This window comes from Wolbachia endosymbiont (group A) of Yponomeuta plumbellus, from assembly GCF_947251575.1.
Lineage (GTDB): Bacteria > Pseudomonadota > Alphaproteobacteria > Rickettsiales > Anaplasmataceae > Wolbachia > Wolbachia pipientis.
In genome coordinates this window covers 86492-109768 of the sequence record NZ_OX366353.1, presented here as the reverse complement: position 1 = coordinate 109768, position 23277 = coordinate 86492, and the positions used below count along the sequence as shown (strand labels likewise).

Below are 23277 nucleotides of genomic sequence, written 5' to 3'. Positions count from 1 at the left end.
AAAGTAATTATGTTTATATTAGGTTAGGATAATGCTTCATAAGCTTTTTAGTTTTCTTATACTACCTGCATTTTTTTTACTTACCCCAATTTCTTCGAATGCTTTAAACATAGAGCACAACATAAAACATGCTAAACTCGATAACGGTTTGGATGTTTATATTGTTCCTAATCATCGGATTCCAGCCGTTTTACATGCAGTAATATACAAAGTTGGGGGAATGGATGATCCAATCGGCAAAGCAGGATTGGCTCACTACTTTGAACATTTAATGTTTGAAACTACAGGAAAGTTCACAGATATAGAAGCCACTATGAGTAGCATTGGGGCTCAATTTAACGCGTTTACCACTAAAGAATATACCTGTTATTTTGAGTTGATCCCCAAAAAAGATTTACCACTTGCAATGGAAGTTGAAGCAGATAGAATGGGCAGCTTTAATGTTACTCAAGACAAAATAGATAGAGAAAAAAACATTGTGTTGGAAGAAAGAAAAATGAGATTTGATAATCATCCTAACAACTTGTTATGGGAAGAAATGAATAGTGCATTTTACCGTACTGGCTATGGTAGGTCTGTTATCGGCTGGGAGAGCGATATCAAAACTTACAATTTGGATGACATAACGAGGTTTCATGATAACTATTATCACTCCGGCAATGCAATATTACTGATTGTGGGTGATGTGGAACTTGATGAAGTAGTGAAATTAGCAGAAGAAAAATATGGCGAAATTAAAGCTAAGCCTGTAATGAGAAATTACCCAAATCAGGATCCAGTGCATAATGCAGGTCTATCGGTGACCTTAGAGAGCACTGAAGTAAAAGAACCAGTTTTATATTTTCGTTATCGTGTACCCTTATTTGAGCATATAAATGAAGCTTCCGCTGCTCATTTAGCGGTTGAAATTTTAGGTGGCGGCAAATCCAGCAAACTGTATAATGATCTGGTTTTAGATGAAGATGTGGCAGTATCAGTGTTTGCTTATTATAATAGCCTAGCTTTTAGTGATGGCTACATTGATATTCAGGTCATTCCAAAAAGCGGAGTTAATTTAGATATTGTTGAAAGAGAGTTAGATAATGCTATTAATAACTTCATGTCTAAAGGAATAACGGATGAGGAGTTGCAAAGCTCGAAATATAGATACAAAGCAGCACAGTTTGATAATCTATCTGACTTAACTCATATAGCGATGTTCTATGTGCCACACCTTGCACTTGGTATTCCACTTGATGAAATAGATATTTCATATAGCAAAATAGATGATGTTAATTTAGAGGATGTAAATAACAAAATTCGTACTATCTTTTCTTCCAATAAGTTAATTGGTCGTTTATTACCAAAAGGAGATAACAATGAGAATAAGTAAATTTGTACTTCTGTTTTTTTTCTGCCTAAGCTTTAATTTACAAGCAAGTGGTAGCTTAAATATAGAGGAGGTCACTACCCGTAAAGGATTTAAGTTTTTATTTGTCGAAAACTGTGCTTTACCAAAAGTTTCACTGAATATATCATTTAAAGATGCAGGTTATGTGTATGAGAATGCAGAAAAACAGGGACTTACCTGGTTTACTTCTCTTATAATTCAAGAAGGGGCAGGAAAAAATGATGCCAAAGATTTTGCGAAAAAGCTTGAAGATAAAGGGATTAGTTTAAATTTTATTGCTGATTTAGAAGCATTTAGGGTTTCATTAAATACTTTGTCTGACAATCTAGAGGAAGCAATTTCATTACTGAGCGATACTATAATGCGTCCTAAAGTTGACCCTGAAGGGTTGAATAGAGTTTTCGAGAAAGCCAAAGTTAATTTTAATAATCTTGAAAAAAGTCCTTATTTTGTTGCTGGAAAAGAATTAGATACGTTATTGTTTAAAAAACATCCTTACTCAAAAAGTGTGTACGGTACTCTTGACACTATAATGAACATTACTAGAGATGATGTTTTAACATACATAAAGCGTAATTTTGCTAAAGATAACATAGTTATCAGTGTTGCTGGTTGTGCAAAAAAAGAAGAAATTATTACATTATTAGATAAATATTTATCTAAATTGCCGTCAAAAAGATCAAAAGTTAGAAAAATACCTGTAAAAAATAATTTTGGTTCTGCAGAAAGTAAGAATATTTTTATGGATATACCACAGAGTGTGATACTTTTTGCTCAAAAAGGTATAGCTTATGAAGATCCTAATTATTATAACGCTGGTGTCTTAATTGATGCACTTGGTGGCATGAGGCTGAATTCAATATTAATGACAGAACTGAGGCAAAACTTGGGTATTACTTATGGTGTTTATGCAAGTATTATTTCCAATAAACATGGAAATATTATATCTGGATTTATAAGTACTGATAGTTCTACTGCTGGCAAAGCTATATCAGCAGTAAAAGATACATTTAGCAGAATAAAAAAGCAAGGAATTGACGAACAATTGTTCAAGGATGCAAAAATTGGCTTGGTAAATAATCTTGTCCTTTTCCTGTCCAATAACACAAATACAGCAACGCTGCTAGATAATATGCAGATAAATGATCGTGATGTTAACCGTATAAATAATTATGCGAATATCATTAATGATGTTAAATTAGAGGAAGCAAACGAACTGGCAAGTTCTTTACTGGAACCTGAAAATTTATTTTTTGTTGAAGTTGGAAAAAACGCTCAAGGTCAATAATTATTACAGTCATATATCTTCTGCTATTGACCTTACTGCTTCTACATAACACTTATGCTCCTTAGCTAGAATGCGTTCTGAGAGGCTTTGAATATCATCAGCTGGTAACACTGGTACAACAACTTGAGCAATTATGGCTCCAGCATCAACTTCAGGAGTGACATAATGTACAGTACAACCTGTAATTTTTACACCTGCTTTTAGAGCTTGCTCTTGAGCGTTTAGACCTTTAAAAGACGGAAGTAAAGAGGGATGAATATTTATAACCTTGTTATGCCATTTACTCAGAAAATCAGCTTTGAGAATTCTCATAAACCCTGCAAGGCAAATTAAATCAACCTTATGTTGAACAAGTATTTCGTGAATTTTACCAGCATCAAGCGGTTTATCTTTAACAATAAACGCTGAGATTCCTGCTTGCTCTGCTATTTTCAGACCAGCAGCTTCGCTATTATTTGTGATAACACATGCAACTTCTGCGGAAAAATTCTGATCTTGACATGCTTCTATTAAGGCCTGCATATTCGACCCCCTACCTGAAATTAGTATTCCGAGTTTTATCTTTTTCATTATAGCACAGTTAGTTTAGAATTTAGTTAATACTAACAAAACAGCTCAAAAGGAAAACTTATTTTATAGCAAAGAAGGCAGACTAAACTCTTTATATAAGTGGACCTCTAATTTTGAACCTCACTGGACAACACAAAATAACGAATAGCCCCATGTACCCAGCTTAAACTAGCTTTAATGCTTAGATATTGTGCTATTTTTGTATAATATACTACTATAAGTATATATTTTTGTAATCGCGTTATTATTTATTTAACAAAGTATTAGTATAATTTATTACACTGGATTAAATGGAGAAAGTTCAATGAGTAAATTACCGAACAATGCAAAAATAGGTAAATCTCAGGTTACTCAGTGGGAGGTAATAAAAAATTGTGAATATGCTGATAATTGCTTGTCAAAAATAGTAACTTTGTACGTTATTAGAATAACTCAGCTATCAGATTTTTATACGAGTGACGAACCTGAAATTAACACTGTTTTAGCAAGAATAAGCGTGACAAGTGAAAATGTATTTTTAAACAAGGCTACTACTATTGAAGTTATGGAAGGTATTTTTCCGTATAAATTCAACAGCAAGAAGAGAAATAACATATTAAGGTTAGAAGATTTGTATAATTATTTATGTTCTATTGTTAACAATAGCCTTCCAAAAGAAATGCTTGAAAGTCTTGTAAGGGAATATAAGGATGCTGTTAACTTATTTAAAGCAATTACTTAACTGAACGTAGTATTTTTAAGATTTTATTTTCTATTTCAGAAATGCCGCTTTCAAGATCTTTATCTATCAAATACATGGTAGAGAAATATGTTTTCTGCTTACTTTCAACATTGATAGTTAAAGTTCCGGGAGTGATTGTGACTGAATTGGCAAATAACGCAATGCTTTCATCATTATGCCCTTTGCATTTTCTTAGAATAATGATTGGCTCAAGCTTAGATTTGAGTTGTAGCACCTTTTTTGTTACATAAACACTTGATAAAATGATTTGGTACATTAACCATGGTATATAACTTACTAACTTATAAAACGACAGTCTACTCGTACTATTTAAAATCTGGCTAAGAGCTCTTTCAGCGTTTATCAACCTTCTAAAGATAAACGATGTGAATATAGAGGAAAACACTCCACAAAAAATAAAAAACGGCTCAAAATAACCAGACAATACAGTCCATAGAACAAATAAAATTATAAATGACAGAGAAAAAAACTTGATTTCCTTCCTAAAGTTGAGGTTTTTCATAGTCTGTAATATAACTTAAATGACTCTTTAAGGAAAGATAATAACGAATATTTAGGTTCTTGACTTCTATGTTAAAAGATATAACAACTAAGTTATGTATTTTAAGTGAGGAAGTTATGAAATATGGCAAATTTATGGAAATATTAAAAAAAATAAATGACCTTTCAGATTTGAGCAAGGACAATATAGTTGAAAAAATAAAAGCTAAGTTACAAGAAGAAGATCCAGATTTATGTCAAGAGTGGGAAAAGAGTAAACCTGACAACGATAGTGGATCTGGCATAAATTACATATTTACTATATCTTGTGGTCAAAATTCTAAGAAAGTCAAATTGTTACATCTTGCTTCTTATTGGAACTATGCAAATGTAGCAAAAGCTCTGATTGAAAACGGGGCAGATATTAATGCAGAACATGATAATAAAATTACTCCTTTACATATTGCTGCTCACTATGGCCACAAAGAGATAGTACAAGTTCTATCAAAAGCAGAAGGAATTAACGTTGATGCAAAAAATAGTGATGGGTGGACTTCTTTACATCTTGCTGCTGCAAATGGCCGCAAAGATATAGTAGAAACTCTAATTGAAAAAGGAGCAGATGTTAATGCGAAAGACCATTATAAATGGACTCCTTTAACATTTGCTTCTCAAAAAGGCCATGAAGTGGTAAAAGGAGCTCTATTAAAGGCACAAGAGAACATCAAAGCTTTGCATTCAGCTGTTAAACATAATAATGAGGAGGAGGTGAAAAACCTATTAAATAAAGGAGTAAACGTTAATGCAAAAGATGATGATGGATGTACTCCTTTACATCTTGCAGCCAGAGAGGGCCATAAAGATGTAGTAGACATTCTAATCGCAAAAGGAGCAAAGGTTAATGCAGAAAATGATGATAGATGTACTGCTTTACATCTTGCTGCTGAAAATGGCAAAATAAAAGTGGTGGAAGTTCTGCTACACACTGAAGCAGACCCTTCATTAAAAGATGTTGATGGAAAAACGCCAAGAGACCTTACTAAATATCAAGGTATAATTCAGCTTTTAGAGGAAGCGGAAAAAAAGCAAACGTTAAAAAATGAGAATAAAAAAACGCCAAAGGATCTTACTGAAAATAAAGATGTAATGCAGCTTCCAGAGAAAAAGGAAGAAAAACAAATTGGAAAAAATGCAATTGTGAAAGAAAAAGAACAATCTGCAAAAAATGCAATTGTAAAAGGTATTATTGTGTGTTTTGTAACTGCAGTGATAGTTGGTGTTGCACTTGCATTTGCTACTGCCCTATCTGTACCAGCAATAATTGGACTAGCTGCAGGATCTGCGCTCATAGTTGGTGCTGGTCAATATATAATGTCAAAGCCTAAAACTGAAATGAAAGAAGTAAAGGAACTTGTGCCTAGAGAGACAGAAAAAGCACTTACTTGATTTTTGTTATCCTGTTGCTATCAGACTAGCCTGGCACCTTATATTTATTGGGATAACTGTTTTATTATGAATTAAGTCAAAAACTCTGTAATATATTGAAGCTTAAAGATATCTTTAGATATGGAAGTTATTGCAGAAAATAGGAAAGCAAGGTTTGAATATTTCATCTTAGAAGAATTTGAAGCGGGTATGGTCTTATTAAGCAGTGAAGTTAAATCGCTAAGAGAAAGAAAAGTAAATATTTCCGACGCCTACGTTGTTGAAAAGAATAGCGAAGTATGGCTGCACAATATGCATATTGCAGAATATAAAGCTGCGAACCGCAAAAATCATAAACCAAAAAGGGAACGTAAATTACTCTTGCATAAAAAGGAGATAAATAAACTAATTGGTCAAATCAAGACTGCTGGGATAACTGTTGTGCCGCTTTCGGTCTATTTTAACGATAAAGGATTTGCAAAAACTAAAATTGCCATTGTAAAAGGAAAAAAACTCTACGATAAGAGAGCAACCATAAAACAGAGAGAGTGGGATCGTGAAAAAAGTAGATTGTCTAAAAATAATTTATAGCAAAATATGTCTTTAAATCCAGTAATTTTCAGCATCGGTCCTGTTTCTATATATTGGTATTCCTTAGCCTACGTTTTGGGTATAGTGTTTGCATATTGGTATTTACATAGGCTAGATGACCAAAAAATATTTACTAAGAATTTTTACGATTCGTTATTAACAGCCACTATTATAGGTATTATCCTTGGAGGTAGACTTGGCTACGTATTGATATATGATCCAGTTCTTTATATAAGCAACCCTATCGAGATATTGAAGACCTGGGAAGGAGGGATGTCATTTCATGGCGGTGCTATAGGAGTTTTGCTTGCAGTAATAATCTCCTGCAGAAGACATAACATTCCTATATTTTATGCACTGGACCTAGTTTCTTGCGGAGTTCCCATAGGTTTATTTTTAGGTCGCATAGGCAATTTTATAAACGGAGAGTTATTTGGCAGAGTTACAACTATGCCATGGGGTATGGTATTTCCAGAGAGTGGTGATAATTTGCTGCATCATCCAAGCCAGCTTTATGAGGCACTTTTTGAAGGACTGCTACTTTTTGCAGTTGCAAATTCACTGTTTTTCTTAACTAGAATAAGACTGTATCACGGTGCGTTAACTGGTATTGCAGTTATGTGGTATGGAATAGCACGTTTTTTCGTTGAGTTTTTTCGCGAACCAGACTATCAAATTGGCTATTTGTGGCTTGATTTAACTATGGGGCAGTTGCTTTCTATACCTATGGTTTTGCTAGGAATGCTTGTATATCTAGGCGCATTAAATTTAAAATTTAATACGAAATCTGTCACATAGAGAAAAGGTGAGTTCAATAGAAAAATGTAGCCAGAAGCCCCATATTATGCACAATTGTACGAATTTTCTGCGTTGCAGTAGAATGAATCGGTGGGCTTTGTTGCATCGCTAGCTATAATGGATTAAAGATAAAAAAGATAGGGAATATCAGTAGCTTATTATTCTGGTATTTATAACAAGAACGGTCAGTGAATACCTAAATTTGAGTAAAAGAAATTTCACTACCATTTACCAATCCGGCTAAAATTCAAGAATTTCAATGCTTTAGCTATTTTCAATAGAATTAAATTTATTAATATAAATAACAAATTACTATTCTTAAATTTGATCAGATTGATTGCAAAAAAAAACAAGATTTTCAATAAGTTGCTTATAATCCTAACTATAGTTAGCCTTTCATAAGTAGCGATGCAACAAAGCCATCCCAGTGTCTGGGCACTGGGATGACAAAGGAGAGCAGTGTCAGCTACTTGCATAACACCATTTGTTGTGCAACTTACTTTAGTATGAAATTGCTTGCGTAAGATTTTGGCAGCCTCTTAACATTTTTTGGCATTTCAATTATGTATTTAACGTTGCGTTTTTTTGCGTAGAATACTGCTTTTTCAAGAGAATCAAACTTTAATACAATCTGTTTTTTTGGATCTTTTGAGCCAACCCACCCCATTAAAGGTTCAATGTAGTAAGAGCCAGATTCAATTTTCAGGTGCCAGAAATTTGTATTACCTAAACCAGATTGTGTTGCAGTTTTTGTTGGTTTATAAATCCTAAAAACTACTTTATCATCAATGCCCATAGTTCTTGTTAAATAAGCTTAAATATATATCTAAATAAATCCTTTCACAAACAATTAGTATGAAAGAATGAAGTTTGAAATAAATATTTTTATGTTATATTATTATTAAATTATATTAAAAGGATTAGCTGAATAGGAGTAACCGATGACGCAACAGGAAATAGTAACAATTAATGCAGAGTTACGTGATATAACAAAAACAAAAGCGATGCATTCTCTAAGGAAGAAAGGAAACATCCCTGGAATAATACATGGAAAGGGCCATGATAATGTAAATTTGACATTGTCTGCAAAGGAATTCACGAAGCAATATAAATCAGGTTCTCTTTCTGCACATTTGATAGAGCTGAATATTTCGGGCAAAAAGGAATATGCTCTTGTTCGCGATATCCAATTGCATGTAGTAAAGGATACTGTGCAACATGTTGATTTTCAATTTGTTGATAAAGGCAGTGAAATTAAAATAGACATACCTCTATCATTTGTGAATGAAAGTAAAGCCCCAGGGATCAAGTTAGGTGGAGTGCTTAATGTTTTGTGTCGTTCTATTGCTGTTAAATGCTCTCCTGATAAAATACCTCAGGTTATTGAAGTTGATTTATCCGGTAAAATGATTGGCCAGTCTATACATATTAATGATGTAAAATTACCAGAAGGTGTTAAGTTTGTAGCCCATGAAGAAGAAAATTTTACCATTGTTACAATTTCTGCTGCCGATAGTGACGTTGAAGAACCTCAAGCAGAAACAGAGGAATAGTGCACCTGATAGTTGGGCTTGGTAACCCTGGTAGTCAATATGAGTTAACTCATCATAATATCGGCTTCATCGTAGTTGATACAATTTGCAAATATTGGAATTTCCAGTCGTTCTCTAAAAAAGCCGATTATCTAATAACCTCTGGCATAATTAATGATAATAAAATCATGTTAATAAAGCCTTATTCATTTATGAATAATTCAGGCATCCCTGTTGCAAAAATACGAAATTTTTACAAATTATCGCTAGATAATATTGTTGTCATACACGATGACGCTGATTTGGAACTTGGAAGAATAAAAATAAAGAAAGGTGGTAGCTCTGCTGGACATAATGGACTTAAATCCATAGATAGTTTTATTGGCAACGATTATTGGCGCTTGAGATTTGGAGTGGGTAGACCTGAAGATCAAAGAAGCTTAGCAGATTATGTGTTATCAAAATTTTCAAATTTTGATAATGTTACTTCCTTAGTGGAAAAAATAGCAAAAAATATACACTTAATGCTGCAAGGAGATAATACAGCTTTTATCAATTTGATTGTATAATATTACGAAACACAGGGAGTGTATGGTCCCAGAGTGTGATGGTGTGGATTTAGTATGAACAATTCAGGAGATTTTGTCCACTGTAAAGATATAAACTCAAAAGGTGTAAGACCCTTAAGAGTTTTGAGTCTTTTAGCATAATTGTAGGCCATAACAAAGTCATAAAGATGCTCTTTGAGTTGCTGGTGAGACTGATAGTAATACTTCTTAACAGTGGCATTCTTTAAAGTTTTGTTCATACGCTCAACTTGCCCATTTGTCCAAGGATGGCTAACTTTTGTTAGACGGTGTTCAATGTCATTTTCTTCACAAGCTCTATCAAATATATGTTGAAAAGCGTATTTATGGCGTTTTTGGTTGGTAAATTGTACACTGTTATCTGTCAAAATAGTGTGGATTTTATATGGTAAAATTTTAATCAAATTACGTAGAAACTCAGCAGCTATAGGTTTTGTAGCACTTTTATACAACTCAACATACGTAAATTTGGATGTTCTATCTATTGCAACAAACAAATATAACTTTCCTTCTTCTGTTCTGACTTCTGCAATATCAATATGGAAATAGCCTATAGGATATTGTTTGAATTTCTTTTTTGGTTTAACTTCGCCATCAACATCTGGTAGTCTGCTAATGCTGTGCCTCTGTAAGCAACGATGTAGACTAGAGCGAGTCAAGTGTGGGATTGAGGTTTGCAAAGCGTAGAGACAATCATCTAATGGCAATAGAGTATGCTTACGAAATGCAACAATTACAGCCTCCTCTTCTAAAGTTAAAACAGTTGATCTTGCATGCTTCGGACCCATATCAGCGTCTTTGGCAAAAGACCGTTTTCTCCATTTAATGATAGTTTTTGGATTAAGGTTATAGTACCTGGAGAGTTTTGCTATGCTCTCTTTACTATTTTGTATTGCTCTACGAATTGTCTCTGTTGTTTTGGCGCACCCATGTAATATTTGTCCCATAATTCCTCCTTTGATGGTATTGTTTTCTCATATTTTATCATACCATCACACTCTGGGACCATACACCCCCCCTCCCCCCCTAATTCCTATATCAAACCTTTCTTTACTAGATTATATAGTCAATATAAAAAGCCATATAAAATTGCTTCCACTGCTGCCATGAGGAAATTGCTTATTCTTGCTAACTCTTTAGTCAGAGATGACAGGGTTTTTACTGAGGAATATAACTCTCTGTCTGTTTCTATCTAAGAGCCAGCATAGCTGTGGATAAGTACTTTTATCTGTATAAACGTGCTTATCCACAGCTACATCAATTTTTCTATTGACTTTTAACACAGCTGCTGAACAGATACATTCGTCATCCCGCTACGTGTTAGCGGCCAAGATACCGCGGCGGTATGCCGTGGGAAACCTGACTTGCATTAGCTATAAAATAGTGATTTATATAAATCCCATAGCATGCCGAATGAAGCGTTTTTTGAGGAAATTTGAATTTTCAACTGCAATCAAGCCAAGATTTCTTAGTGCTTTAGCGCAGAATATTCTGTTGGAAAACATCCTATTTAATCCATCAGTTGCAAGCGCCATTGTAAAATTATCAAAGTATCTGTTACGTGAAATTTTCTTTAATAAATAACTACTGCCAACATCAATACCAGATGCTTTTGCGGCAACTACGTGCTTTATAATACTTTCTACATCTCTAATTCCAAGATTAAGCCCTTGACCTGCAACTGGATGAATTGAATGTGCTGCATCGCCGATAAGCAAAACTCTACCCTTATATAACTTTTTTGCAAAAGCAAAACTTAAAGGATAAAGTTTTCTTTCACCCTCTAATTTTATCTCTCCTAAATAAGAACCAAATCTTTTTTTAAGCTCTATAATAAATTCTTCTTCAGACAGATCCATTAGCATTTTTGAAATTTCAGATTTTTCTGTCCAAACTATCGAAGAAGTATAGCCACCCTTCATCGGTAGAATTGCAAATGGACCGCCAGGAAAAAAACGCTCTACAGCTAAGTTTTGGTGATGCAGTTCATGCTTTACATTAAATACTATGCTACTTTGTTTATAGTCAAATTTCACTGTCGGTATAGAAAATAACTCTGGTAATTTAGAGTGTTTGCCTTCAGCGCAGATAAGTAGCGATGATATTAATTCCTGGTTATTATCAAGAATAACTTCCACATATCCTGAATCATAAGCAATTGTTTTATAGGAATGTGGAGAGTATATATTTAGTTTATTCAGAAAATTATTGTTGATTGCATTCCATATAGCAGCATTGTTAATAACATAACCCATTGGTTCTTCACCAACCATTTTATGATTGTAATGCACAGTAACCGCATCTAATATGCATATATCAAGTATTGGCTCAGCTTCGCTTTCTATAAACTGCCAAATCCCTAATTTTTCCAATATTTTTTTCGAGCCTTGAGAAATAGCAAATGCTCGGTTGTCATCTACTACACGTGGCAAACTATTTTTTTCAATTACAGCTACAGACACAGAGTTACAACTGAGGCCAATTGCAGTAATAAGACCAAGTAACCCACCACCTGAAATGATTACATCATAATTCATTTTATTTACGCTAATTGTAAAATTATATTTTATCTATTTTGAAAATAGTTTAAACAAACTTTATAGACAAAGACCTATAGCTAACCCAAGAAAGGTTGTAACCAGACTGCATTCTGTGATTTTTAGCAAAACACGATCTTTCATTTGATCTTTCTTCAATTTAAAGTAAATACAGAAAATTGCTGCCTATAGCTAAACTGACTTAGATTTACCGACAACCGTCATCCCGCTACTTGTTAGCGGCTAAGAGATACCGCGGCGGTATGACGGTTCGCGGCGGCATAGCTATCTTCAAAAATATGGTTGAATAATTGTTAATAATAGTGTATAATTATTAATATTTTTAAGCACTTTGGCTATGGCTTTATCTAAGTTTCTCGACCCTAAGCTGGATTTAACCTTTAAAAGAATCTTTGGCACTGAAAAAAATAAGAATATTCTCATACATTTTTTGAATGATATTTTAGGGTTTACCGAGATAAATACTATACAAGAAGTGGAATTCCTCAGTACTATAATGGATCCTGAAATTGCCTCTGATAAGCAAAGTATAGTTGATGTTCTTTGCAGGGATTCTAGTGGGACCAGGTATGTGATTGAAATGCAGCTTACTCGCGATAAAGGCTTCGAAAAACGAGCTCAACTGTATGCTGCTAAGGCTTACTCAAGACAATTAGATAAATCTGGCAACTACATTGATTTAAAGAAAGTCTTCTTTATTGCTATATCAAATTGTAACTTACTTCCTGAAGAAGTTGATTATATATCCAACCACACTATAAGAGATGAGAAAACCAATGAGCATGACTTAAAAGATTTTCAATTTATATTTATTGAACTACCTAAATTTCCTAAGAATAAGGAAGAACAGCTAGAAAGCATAGTGGATCGTTGGTTATTTTTCTTCAAATATGCAGATGAAACTACGGAAGAAGACTTAAGGAAAATAGCAGAAAAAGCACCAATAATAAAGTTAGTCTACGATGAATTAGACAGGTTTAGCTGGAATGAAAAAGATTTAGTAGCTTACGAAGAAAGAATAATGGATCTACGGAAAGAAGAAGCCATTCTTGAATACAGACTTGATCTTGCTACTGAAAAAGGCATCCAAATTGGCGAAGAAAGAGGCATCAAAATCGGTAAAGAGGAAGGGAAAATTGAAGGCAAAATTGAAGGGAAAATCGAAGTCGCAAAAGCAATGCTGGCTAATAATGTTGATGTTAACACTATTGTCAAGTTTACTGGCCTTTCTATTAGTGAGATTGAAGAATTAAGTGTGAACGGTTACCCCTACGTCATACCGCCGCGGCGCTAACTAGTAGCGGAATGACGGTTTTTCAAATTGTAGAGCCACTTTAGCTATAACATCTTTAGCAATACCTTCATAAATCCCTGCTAAATCTTCACTTAACATTAAAGGATTTCCACAATCAGAAGCATGGCATATTTGTGGATCTATAGGAACTCTGCCTAGAAGTTTGATGCCCAGCTCCTCAGACATTTTTTTTGCACCGTCTTTTCCAAATATGTATATTTTTGAGCCGCTTTGAATGAAATAACTCATATTTTCTACAATGCCAATAACCGGTACGCTGAGCTTTGTAAACATATCATAAATTTTGCGAGCATCGATTAAAGAGAGCTCCTGTGGAGTTGAAACTATTATCGCCCCAGTTAAGTTAAAATTTTCCATAAGACTTAAATGCACATCGCCAGTTCCAGGTGGTGTATCAATTATCAAATACTCTATATCGGACCATTTTGTTCCCATTAGCAGACTATAAAGTGCTTTTGTAATCATAGGTCCGCGCCATATTGCTGCACGATCTTTATCGATAAAATAGCCAATTGAAATAGTATGCAGTCCATACTTTTCTATAGGCATTGCTTTACTATCCTGTATTTCTGGCTTTAATTTTTCAGCGCCAAGCATTTTAGGAATTGAAGGACCATATATATCTGCATCAACCAGCGCAACTTTGTGTTTTAACTTTGCTAATGAGAGAGCAAGATTTAGCGCAACTGTGGACTTGCCCACACCGCCTTTACCAGAGGCCACAACGATTATATTTTTCACTCCTTCGATATGTAATTTAGCTTTTTGTTGCCCAGTTTGTTTTTGACAAGTAGCAACCACGGTCACTTTTGTCACCCCCGGTATAGCTTTAACAGCTTGCTCACAATTTCTTCTTAATTCTTCATTTGCTTGCGTGTTACCGGCAACTTCAAGCACAAAACCAACATCTTGACCTTTAATAATAATTGAGGATATTATGCCAAGAGCGATCACATCTTTACCGCTTTTTTGCTCTATGACTTTTTTTAAGTTCTCTCTTACAATTTTTTCGTTGATCATTAGCCTTTTAGGTGATTTCTTCCTGAAGTCGTTTAATCTCAGCTTGAGGAAGGCCGGTTGTCTGAGAGATAATATCAATAGAGATGTCAGCCTTAAGTAGGTTTTTTGCTACTTCAATCTTTCCTTCAATCTTTCCCTCATCAAGTTTTTTAGCGAGGATGCCTTCTTCTTTCAGCAGATCCATTATTCTTTCTTCGTAAGCTACTAAATCTTTTTCATTCCAGCTAAACCTGTCTAATTCATCGTAGACTAACTTTATTATTGGTGCTTTTTCTGCTATTTTCCTTAAGTCTTCTTCCGTAGTTTCATCTGCATATTGTTGTCTAAGTGAAGAAGGTCGCCCCTCCTCACTCGACTTCAAAACCGTACGTGAGACTTTGAGCCTCATACGGCTTCTCTCTAATTTGGTGCTTTTCATGCACACCTCCTGTGTAATTCATCGTGACAATGTCCATGTAACAAAGATAAGTTTGTGATCATATTGTTTCGTCTATTCTGGTCTTTGTGATGTATTTTTATTGTATCATCACTTTTAAACCATAGTCTACAATTATCGCATTTACTTTGGTGCAACCTCAATAATTTTATTACTACTAGTGGCTTATCTGGTATTTTTCTCAGACGTTTACCCCAATATACCCAATCACCATCATATGGGGATCTGGTTTTTTGCACTTTGTTTAATAACATGATCGCTGTGTATAGTAAGACGTACCTTGTTACTTGTCATAAAGCGCCAGTTTTCGTTATTATACTTCTTAAAGTACTTTCTTTTTATCCAGCATTTCCCTTTGTTTGGGTGCCTAAAGACTGACCTTACCCAGAAAAAGTAGAGAGAAAGTTAAGACGTTTTTGGAGTAAAATAAAACGTTTTTTCAAAATATGACAAATAGAAGAGAATATACAGCAGAATTCAAATTGGAAGCTGTTAAGCTGACAAATGAACAAAGAAAGGCAGGTCAAACAATTACAAAAATAGCAAGAGATTTAGGAATAAAGGGTGGTTTATTAGGAAAATGGATAAAGAAACACAACGAAAAAAAGTCGGCAGCAGATGCATTTCCAGGTAGAGGTAACATGGCTCCTTACGACAAAGAGAGGTTTGATTTACAAAGCAAAAGTAACAAGAGAAAGAGACATTTTAAAAAAAGCCCTGGCCAGTCAAAAAGAGTAAAATATTTTTTTATATAGTAACTGCTATAAAGTACAGGAATTATGTAGGATTTTCTGCTAGTGGCTACTATAAGTGGACTACAAGGAAAATAAGCAGTAGAGAATCAGCAAATAAAGAGTTATTAGCAGATATTCAAAAAATATATCAAGCTTCTAAATGTAGATATGGAGCTCCTAAAATTCATGCTGAATTAAAGGCTTTGGGTAAAAGTTGCAACTTAAAAACAGTGCAAAGTATTATGCAGAAAAATGGTATTCAGGCTATATTGAGAAGAAAATTTAAAATTAAGAAACAACAAACGGACAGTAGCTCCCAATATATTAGACCAAAACTTTATTGTCGATCAACCAAATAAAGTATGGGATTACTTATATAAAAACCAAAGAAGGATGGCTATATTTGGCAACAATAATCGATCTATATTCACGCATGGTAGTTAATGAGCAGTTCAATAAATAAACAATTGGTTATGGACTCTTTATTAATGGACGTTAACAAGCGTAAACCTGTTAAAAATCTACTGCTGCACAGTGACCAAGGTTCACAATATACTGCGCAAGGGTATCAATATCTCTTAGCTGTAAAGAATATAGATGAGTAATAAAGGCTGTTGTTACGACAATTCTGTTGCAGAAAGCTTCTTTAGCTCATTGAAAAGAGAAATACTTATTGATACTTCACAACACTCTGCTCAACAAACTAGAACTGCAATATTTGAATACATAGAAATTTTTTATAACAAACAACGTCACTATTAACTATTGCATTCCAGAACAATTTGATGCATCATTCTTTTTGTAAAAAACATTCCACACTTTCTCTCCACTTTTTCTGGGTAAGGTCAAAGGATCTTATGTCTTAAACCTTATCACCAGGCTTAACAAATAGGTGGCCCAATACTATTAACTTTATGGGTTTATCTTCGTTATTTGCTACTATCCAAACCCCATCGCTCTCATGATCAACAATTTCTATTGGTGCAAATACTACATAATTATTGTCATCAACAATCTTTATTCCAAGAGCACCCTCGTCACTTAAGCTCAGGGCTGAAGAAGGAATTTTATATGCAAATCTTTCGCCTGAAGGTAGTCTTACGTTGGCAGTTAATCCCTGCAAGGATATCATTTTATTATTAGTTACCTTTACCTCTACCCTATAAGACCCAGTTTTAGGCTCAGCAATTTTACTAATAAACTTACTTCACCTGCCAATTCTTTTCCGTCCAGTAAATTAATTTGAGCTGTGCTGCCTAGCTCTATTTTACTTACTTCATTTTCCGAAACGTATAACACCACAAGAATTTGATCGAAATTAACCACGTCAGCTATTTTTTGCCCAGCATTAACAAAATCCCCTTCGTTTGCATTGATTTTATCAATATAACCATCTATAGGAGATGTGACTGCAGTATTTTCTAAATCCAATTCTAGCCTTTTAGGTCAGCTTTTGCACTTTGTAACGCAGTAAAAGCTGCTTCTACTTGTATTTGTGCCCCATAGCCTTTTTTATTCAGTTTGTGAGAGGAATCATACTCAATTTCACGCTGCTTTAATAAAGCTTTGGCTTTCTGAGCTTGCTCAATCCTGTCATAATCTTCTATCTTTAACACTACATCATCTCTTTTTACCTTTTCACCATCAGGTAAATAAATAGCAATAATCTTACCACTTATTTTTGAGACAAGGCTAGCTCTATGTAAGGGATTTACTGTACCAGAAAAATTTAAATATATAGTGCGGTTTTGCGGCGCACATTCTTGAGTTTTTACTGAAAAGCTACTAGTTGCATTATCGCTATGAACCGCCTGATCTTTTTTTAAAAATGCACTGCTGATAAAAAACAGTAGAATAAAAGCAATACTGGAAATGATGATTACTTTGTTTCTCACCTTTAAACAATAGAATTTGTTGACCAATCTTGTTAGAAACAACTGCATAAATTTTCGAATCAGAAATGTAAGTATAATACATGTACCATTGTCACTCCATAAATAGTTTTATATGAGAACAAACACAAGATTTTCCTACAATAAGTAAGTTTTTTATTGCTAAAATGCAATTTTTAATCGAATAAAAATGTAAAATTGCAAACAAAGTTGTGCATAAGACTGGATTTAAAAAAATCTTGAAAAATATACTAAAACTTTTAAATAATAACTTTATATCTAGTGGCTTTGCCTTCTCCAAGACGCTGTAAGTATTTCATCCCTAGCAGTTTCTTTGTAATTGCCTCTACTGTTCTTGGAGGAAATCCTAGAGCTTCTATAGCATCTTTTCTACTAAATTCTTTATCTGCAAGGCTAAGTGCCCATTCCCAGAAGAACAATTGTTTTCTTGATAATAAATATTCAGTATTCTCCCTCTCAAGAATATAATGCGCCTCATTTGCTTGCGTTTTGAGTACATTAAGAAAAAATATTAACCACGGGGAAATATCTTCTTTGCCACTTTTCCAGCTACTTTGTGTTTTATTAAGCGCTAAGTAGTAATCAAGTTTGTTAGTTTCAATTATCTTTTCATGTGATACAATAGATACAAAATCATAACCCTGCTGCAACAGCATTAAATTAGTCATCAATCTACTAGTTCTGCCATTTCCATCTTGAAAAGGGTGTATTGCCAGATACTCAAAAACAAAGTTAGCAACAATAATAAGAGGATGCTTAAATTTATTATTTAAGGACCAGTGATACCAATCAATAAGCTCTTGTACTTCCTTTCTAACAAGGTAAGGTGGTGTGGGATCAAAAATTATACCAACAACTTTTCCATTCTGATCTTTTGCCTCAACTCTATTAGAACTTGCTTTGTATTTTCCTCTATGATACAAATCTTTTTCACTATAAAGTAGCATCTGGTTGTTAATGTGCAATATTGATGACTCACTAATTGGAATATCCGTATAATCATGAAATATTAGTGTAAGCATTTCTAAGTAGCCAGCAATTTCTTGCTCATCTCTATTTTTAAATTTTTTGACACGTAGGTTTTTATATAGATCCTCAACTTCTTTATCGGTTAGACGATTTCCTTCAATACGGTTAGAAGCGCCAGAAGATGTAACAATAACTGAATGAGTTAATCTTTCAATTGTTTGTGGTAGTAGTTTTTTCGTTATCTGCCAGCTATTTTTAACACTATCAACTGCAGTAATTAACTCGTACACTTGTTCAATTACAGGCCCTTCTAGGTTGAGACGTGTACTAAGACGAAAATTCTTCCAGTTCATATTCTTCTCACATGCATATTATGTGAGATAATGTGAGATAATGTGATAAAAGTCAATAGTAAGCTTTATATGCATAGCAGAGCTAACTACAAAAATTATACATTTTCAAGTGATCCTAACCATATCAAAAACTACAGGGCAAAGCTGTTGGAGGAAGGCTTAATTAGTTAAAAATTTCAATCTTATGTAAAATATTGTCTTATTTTGTAATTTTCTTGTTGACTAACGAGACGATATCTACTTTTCAATAAACTCCATTTGCATTTCTTGTATACTACTTTCTATTTGCTCTATTTGTTCTATTAACCTTTCTTCTAAGTCAAGATTACCGCTCAGCCTCGCTTCGGTTCTTTCTTTTCGTAATGCATTTAATTCTTTTAGTAACACTATATTATTCCACACAATTTCTGCAGATTTTCTCTCGTTCAGTTGGCTATTTAGTACACTAGTTTTTTCAAATACATACTTTATAACGTTAAACTGTTTCAATTCTTGTAACAAAGCCTCTTTATCGAGTTTGCTTTTGTTACTTATTACATCAATTACACGCTGTTGTAATCTTTTCATCTCATTAGTAAATTCAAAATGAGAAAATTGCTCAAAAAATATAGGACGGTTCAAAATTTCAGGAAATTCTACGGCTATACGCAAAATTACGGCCTGATTTTGCTCTGCTTCAATTAGCTCTGGAGATTTGTTATGAAGATACTCACCTTTTGTTGCTCCAGTTTTACTATTAAAAATCTGTTTTTTGAAGCTACTTCTTAGTTCACTAGCCTTATTGTAAAAATAATCTCTGTAATACCTTCTAATACTGCTGTTGCTAATAGTATTTACATATTCCATGAACTTGTGCTCAAGAATTGAATATTTTTCCGGAGCAAGTTTTTCATAATTTTGCAAATTGCTATCGATTATGTGATGCCATAAATATTCAGAATGCAGTTTTGTTGAATGGTCAAGAGCAGTCAACACGTCTTCTTTCTTGTATGCCAGTTCGTTACATATATCGTATGGATCTTTATTACTTGGCAAAGTCACAAACTTTAACGTGTATCCAGGCTCTAATATTGGCAGAGCAAGTTCTGCAACTCGAGTAGCAGCATGACGTCCAGCACTATCGCCATCCATACAGATGGAGATTTCTTTAGCAAATCTCCATAGATTTTTTATCTGCTCTGCAGAAATTGCGGTACCAAGCGGAGCAACTGCATTACTAATTCCTGCTTGATGTAGCGCTATAGCGTCCATATATCCTTCAACAACGAGTATGTGCTGTTTTTTACGTATTTCGCTTAAAGCAAAGTTTAATCCGTATAAATTCTCCCTCTTCTTAAAGAGCTGACTCTCTGGACTGTTTAAATATTTCGGCTGTTGCTCAGAACTTAGCACACGTCCGCCAAAACCAATAACTCTCCCTGCAATGCTCTGTATAGGAAATATCAGCCGGTCATAAAAATAATCATGAAAATTTTTGTTTACTAATCCAATATCAATCAAAATTCTGTCTTCAATACCTGAAGAGTTTAAATACTCTTTCAAACCAGAGCTTGGTGCATAACCTATCTTAAATTTATCTATGATTTTAGGTGAAATCTTACGCTGCTTTAAATAATCTACAACACCTTGATTTTTTTGTGCAAACCAATTTGCAGCTAAATCAAGCGCTAAAAATAGTTTATTGTCCTCTTTTGTAATACTAAGATTTTTGGGCAGTTCAACACCTGTAACCGATGCTAATTTTTCCAATGCTTCTTTAAAGCTTAATCCTTCAGTTTGTGAAATAAATTCAAATGCATCACCACTAGCCAAGCAACCAAAACAGTAATATAACCCCTTAGTATTGCTCACCGAAAAAGATGGGGTTTTTTCGTTATGAAATGGACAGAGCCCAACAAAACTATCTCCTCTTTTTATTAATCTGACTTTTTTACCTACTATGTCGGATAATAATAATTTTGATTTTATAATATCTATATGATCCATCTTGTTAAATTAGTAGTAGGATAAAAATTATATAGAATTTATACACATCTGACTCGAAATTTATTTCTATAACTAAAGCAATTTAGATTTACCGACAATGTAGCTATACAAATTCAAGAGCAATCCTGTCATCCAGGTAGCCCACAGAAACAAAAAACTTACTTGACACCCTTCGCCAGCCCCCTTATCATGAAACTGAAGCTATTTATTTATCTTCTCTGTACAGATTAAATGACAAAAAACTCACGTATCTGGCGTCTCATGTTTAATTTTTTGCACTATGTGCACTCTATGTCTTTATCAAATTTCTGGGTTTTTACCTACACAAGCTGAAATACGCTATTTAAAACATTAAAAAACGCCAACTTAAAAAATAGATAGTGAATAACTAGCTACCCTAGGGTTTCTTTTGCCTTTTTTTCTGTTTAGTAAATTTCTTAATGTTTATAATTTAGATTAGTTGCGGCTTAAAAGCAACTGAATCGCGGTTATTAAACGTTTAGAATAAAAAAAACGCCATACTTGAAAGTATAATGTAAGTAATTAGCCAACCACGGGGCTTCTTTTGCCTTTTTTTTATTTGGTAAATTTCTTAATATTTATACAGAAGGTGTCATTCCAGTGCTTGACACTGGAATCCAGTTCTTATTATACAGCTATCTGGTGTACTTATTTAAAATTAAGTTTTCTGGATCTCAGTGCCAAAGCACTGGGATGACACCCTTCCTGGCGGAGATTATTCTCAAATCACAATGTTCGTACAGTTGTGGAATGAATTGCGGTATGACGTAGGAAAACCTTAGCTATAGCTTTAGAACTCCCAAAAGGTCAGAAGCATTGAATGACTTGACAGAAAGTTCAAACCCATATAAAATGTCCTTATTTCTTATATGTTAGGTATAGTATCAATTGCCTCAGATCATGCTGGTTATGAATTAAAATCAGAAATAAAACCTTACCTGGAAGCCCTAGGTTACAGAGTAGTAGATCAAGGCTGCACTGCTAAGCAAAAGTGTGTAGATTACCCAAACTATGCTGTTAAAGTTGTAGAAGATATAACAAGCAAAAAAGCAAATTATGGGATATTAATTTGTGGTACAGGTTTGGGCATGAGTACTGTGGCAAATCGTTTTGAAGGAATCTACGCTGCTTTATGTAACAGTGTTGAGATCGCAAAATTAGCTCGCGAGCATGGCAACGCAAATGTACTGTGTCTTGGTGCAGGGTTTACTGCGAGTGGATTAGCAAAAGACATAGTCAAACAATTCCTCGAAACAGAATTTTCAAAAGAAAGCAGACATAAAAAACGCCTTGATAAACTCAGCAATATAACCTCTAAGAAAAAAAAAACAAAAACTTATAACGAAGATGAAATATCAAAATTCGCTAAAATGGCAGGCCAGTGGTGGGATGAGAACGGCAAATTCAAACCATTGCACATGATGAATCCTGTTAGAGTATCTTACATTATTGAGAAAATAAAAGAGTTAAAAAAATGCAATTTAAAAGAATTATCATTGCTTGATGTCGGGTGTGGTGGTGGCATTTTGTCAGAGTCAATGGCACGCGTTGGCATTAACGTTGTGGGAATAGATGTATGTGAAGAAAACATAAAAGTAGCGCATTCACATGCAAAAAAAGTAGGGTTAAATATAGAATATATACACACCAGCATTGAAGAGCTAAGCAATGACAAGAAGTACGACGTGGTTCTGTTGATGGAAGTAGTTGAACATGTGGATAATTTAGAGCTTTTCATGAAAAAAGCGATAGAACTGCTAAAACCGGAGGGGTTAATCTTTATATCCACAATAAATAGAACTATCAAATCCTTCTGCCTTGCAATAATTGGTGCAGAGTACATATTAAATTGGCTGCCAAAAGGTACACATAACTGGAATAAATTTCTCAAGCCGTCAGAAATTGCAAATCACTTAAGAGAAAATAATGTAACGCTGCAAAACATGGCTGGCATGGAGTACAACGTAATAAAGCGTGAGTGGAATCTAACTAAAGGCGTGGATGTTAATTATATACTCTGCGGTTTGTTAGATTTAACTCTATAAAAGCACCATTTTCACTTCCAATACTTTGAAGGATCTTGGCCAGCTTTTATACAGTAGCCTTTATTAGTTAGCGCCCAACCGGAACGACAAGCATAACCTGTACCTACACGTTCATATCCAGGAGCAGCAACACACTTTCCATTCTCCAAGGTTTGACCTTTAAAAAGACAACAAACTTCTTTTTCTGTTACCTTTGTTACAATTTGAGGAGCACCAAAAAACACAGCAACAAACATACCCAGTGCGAAAAGTGCAGGCCAAGGCATTCTGCCAAATATTGCAAGTAAGCTTGAACCAATTATTACCACTGTAATCATTGGTCCACCTATTCCATGAACGTAACCTATTACATTACACATTACATCTGTTGCTCCATCAGCGTGTGCATCAAATGCATAGAAAACTATAAATAGAATTACAAGAAAATTTCTCATTGTTCTTTCGATAATCATGCCTGATTGTTTCTTATTTTAATAAAATTTCAGTAAATAGCTTTTTTCAAAAATTATGCTTAACCCAATCAA

20 protein-coding genes and 4 pseudogenes are annotated in these 23277 nt (G+C 34.1%); 11 read left to right on the top strand and 13 right to left on the bottom strand.

The annotated features are described in order from the left end of the window. The first annotated feature begins 31 nt into the window (after positions 1–31). Together OPR39_RS00615 and OPR39_RS00610 are read left to right on the top strand one after the other, a co-directional pair. Positions 32–1372: a M16 family metallopeptidase gene (locus tag OPR39_RS00615; RefSeq protein WP_265038801.1), complete on the top strand. Its 1341-nt coding sequence runs from the start codon at positions 32–34 to the stop codon at positions 1370–1372. Then, positions 1359–2678, top strand: a complete 1320-nt coding sequence (locus OPR39_RS00610) for a M16 family metallopeptidase (protein WP_265038799.1) — start codon at positions 1359–1361, stop codon at positions 2676–2678. The genes OPR39_RS00615 and OPR39_RS00610 overlap by 14 nt, the downstream gene beginning before the upstream one ends. Before the next feature lie 9 nt (positions 2679–2687). Here the strand turns inward: OPR39_RS00610 and purN are convergent, their stop codons facing one another. After that, on the bottom strand, positions 2688–3248 hold the full coding sequence (purN, locus tag OPR39_RS00605; RefSeq protein WP_015589189.1) for a phosphoribosylglycinamide formyltransferase: 561 nt from the start codon (positions 3246–3248) through the stop codon (positions 2688–2690). Positions 3249–3552: 304 nt separating this feature from the next. On the opposite strand from purN, the gene OPR39_RS00600 reads away from it, so the two are divergent. Continuing rightward, a complete protein-coding gene (locus OPR39_RS00600) occupies positions 3553–3969 on the top strand; it encodes a hypothetical protein (RefSeq protein ID WP_006279382.1) in 417 nt (138 codons plus the stop codon). On the opposite strand, the gene OPR39_RS00595 is transcribed toward OPR39_RS00600, so the two are convergent. Continuing rightward, entirely contained in the window at positions 3962–4492 is a 531-nt protein-coding gene (locus tag OPR39_RS00595) for a Na+/H+ antiporter subunit E (RefSeq protein WP_010962821.1), read from the bottom strand. The genes OPR39_RS00600 and OPR39_RS00595 overlap by 8 nt on opposite strands. A gap of 68 nt (positions 4493–4560) precedes the next feature. Between OPR39_RS00595 and OPR39_RS00590 the strand changes: the two genes are divergently transcribed. The 3 genes from OPR39_RS00590 (at position 4561) to lgt (ending at position 7284) form a co-directional block, all read left to right on the top strand. Then, positions 4561–5916: an ankyrin repeat domain-containing protein gene (locus OPR39_RS00590; protein ID WP_265038797.1), complete on the top strand. Its 1356-nt coding sequence runs from the start codon at positions 4561–4563 to the stop codon at positions 5914–5916. 120 nt (positions 5917–6036) lie between these two features. Next, positions 6037–6486, top strand: coding sequence for an SsrA-binding protein SmpB (smpB, locus tag OPR39_RS00585; RefSeq protein WP_007548863.1), 450 nt, complete (start codon positions 6037–6039; stop codon positions 6484–6486). 6 nt (positions 6487–6492) lie between these two features. Further along, on the top strand, positions 6493–7284 hold the full coding sequence (lgt, locus tag OPR39_RS00580) for a prolipoprotein diacylglyceryl transferase (protein WP_015589191.1): 792 nt from the start codon (positions 6493–6495) through the stop codon (positions 7282–7284). Between the two features lie 496 nt (positions 7285–7780). Here lgt and OPR39_RS00575 read toward each other — a convergent pair whose 3' ends face one another. Further along, on the bottom strand, positions 7781–8080 hold the full coding sequence (locus OPR39_RS00575) for an NADH dehydrogenase ubiquinone Fe-S protein 4 (protein WP_015588813.1): 300 nt from the start codon (positions 8078–8080) through the stop codon (positions 7781–7783). A gap of 145 nt (positions 8081–8225) precedes the next feature. Between OPR39_RS00575 and OPR39_RS00570 the strand changes: the two genes are divergently transcribed. Both OPR39_RS00570 and pth read left to right on the top strand, forming a co-directional pair. Next, the gene (locus OPR39_RS00570) at positions 8226–8837 is read left to right on the top strand and encodes a 50S ribosomal protein L25/general stress protein Ctc (RefSeq protein ID WP_265038795.1); all 612 of its coding nucleotides are present in this window, start codon (positions 8226–8228) and stop codon (positions 8835–8837) included. Next, positions 8837–9385 (top strand): aminoacyl-tRNA hydrolase, encoded by a 549-nt coding sequence (gene pth / locus OPR39_RS00565; RefSeq protein WP_015588814.1) that lies wholly within the window; start codon positions 8837–8839, stop codon positions 9383–9385. Before OPR39_RS00570 ends, pth begins: the two co-directional genes overlap by 1 nt. A gap of 2 nt (positions 9386–9387) precedes the next feature. Here pth and OPR39_RS00560 read toward each other — a convergent pair whose 3' ends face one another. Both OPR39_RS00560 and ubiH read right to left on the bottom strand, forming a co-directional pair. Further along, entirely contained in the window at positions 9388–10350 is a 963-nt protein-coding gene (locus OPR39_RS00560; protein ID WP_015588815.1) for an IS481-like element ISWpi4 family transposase, read from the bottom strand. 441 nt (positions 10351–10791) lie between these two features. Then, on the bottom strand, positions 10792–11940 hold the full coding sequence (ubiH, locus tag OPR39_RS00555; RefSeq protein ID WP_174517007.1) for a 2-octaprenyl-6-methoxyphenyl hydroxylase: 1149 nt from the start codon (positions 11938–11940) through the stop codon (positions 10792–10794). A 358-nt stretch (positions 11941–12298) separates the two neighbouring features. Here ubiH and OPR39_RS00550 point away from each other — a divergent pair, with 358 nt between their 5' ends. Next, complete coding sequence (locus tag OPR39_RS00550; RefSeq protein WP_265038793.1) at positions 12299–13255, top strand: Rpn family recombination-promoting nuclease/putative transposase; 957 nt, start codon at positions 12299–12301, stop codon at positions 13253–13255. On the opposite strand, the gene OPR39_RS00545 is transcribed toward OPR39_RS00550, so the two are convergent. The 3 genes and pseudogenes from OPR39_RS00545 to OPR39_RS00535 all read right to left on the bottom strand — a co-directional run bounded on the left by OPR39_RS00545 (position 13256) and on the right by OPR39_RS00535 (position 14986). Beyond that, positions 13256–14296 (bottom strand): Mrp/NBP35 family ATP-binding protein, encoded by a 1041-nt coding sequence (locus OPR39_RS00545; protein WP_265038791.1) that lies wholly within the window; start codon positions 14294–14296, stop codon positions 13256–13258. It lies immediately after the preceding gene. Positions 14297–14303: 7 nt separating this feature from the next. Beyond that, positions 14304–14615: pseudogene (locus OPR39_RS00540) on the bottom strand (nuclease/transposase family protein); the annotation flags it as partial. A gap of 95 nt (positions 14616–14710) precedes the next feature. Continuing rightward, positions 14711–14986: an HNH endonuclease signature motif containing protein gene (locus OPR39_RS00535; RefSeq protein ID WP_265038786.1), complete on the bottom strand. Its 276-nt coding sequence runs from the start codon at positions 14984–14986 to the stop codon at positions 14711–14713. Between the two features lie 192 nt (positions 14987–15178). Between OPR39_RS00535 and OPR39_RS07360 the strand changes: the two are divergent. After that, a pseudogene (locus OPR39_RS07360) lies at positions 15179–16271 on the top strand (IS3 family transposase). 57 nt (positions 16272–16328) lie between these two features. On the opposite strand, the pseudogene OPR39_RS07085 reads toward OPR39_RS07360, so the two are convergent. From OPR39_RS07085 to OPR39_RS07170, 4 genes and pseudogenes are all read right to left on the bottom strand, one after another. Next, a pseudogene (locus OPR39_RS07085) lies at positions 16329–17409 on the bottom strand (efflux RND transporter periplasmic adaptor subunit). Positions 17410–17618: 209 nt separating this feature from the next. Continuing rightward, on the bottom strand, positions 17619–18701 hold the full coding sequence (locus OPR39_RS00500; RefSeq protein WP_006280480.1) for a Fic family protein: 1083 nt from the start codon (positions 18699–18701) through the stop codon (positions 17619–17621). Positions 18702–18938: 237 nt separating this feature from the next. Next, positions 18939–20687, bottom strand: a complete 1749-nt coding sequence (gene dnaG, locus OPR39_RS00495; protein WP_015589099.1) for a DNA primase — start codon at positions 20685–20687, stop codon at positions 18939–18941. A 605-nt stretch (positions 20688–21292) separates the two neighbouring features. Then, positions 21293–21382: pseudogene (locus tag OPR39_RS07170) on the bottom strand (WPE palindromic element domain-containing protein); the annotation flags it as partial. A 195-nt stretch (positions 21383–21577) separates the two neighbouring features. Between OPR39_RS07170 and ubiG the strand changes: the two are divergent. Beyond that, complete coding sequence (gene ubiG / locus OPR39_RS00490) at positions 21578–22753, top strand: bifunctional 2-polyprenyl-6-hydroxyphenol methylase/3-demethylubiquinol 3-O-methyltransferase UbiG (RefSeq protein ID WP_015589098.1); 1176 nt, start codon at positions 21578–21580, stop codon at positions 22751–22753. Positions 22754–22764: 11 nt separating this feature from the next. Here the strand turns inward: ubiG and OPR39_RS00485 are convergent, their stop codons facing one another. Further along, positions 22765–23205: a TrbC/VirB2 family protein gene (locus OPR39_RS00485; protein WP_010082521.1), complete on the bottom strand. Its 441-nt coding sequence runs from the start codon at positions 23203–23205 to the stop codon at positions 22765–22767. Positions 23206–23277: the final 72 nt, after the last annotated feature.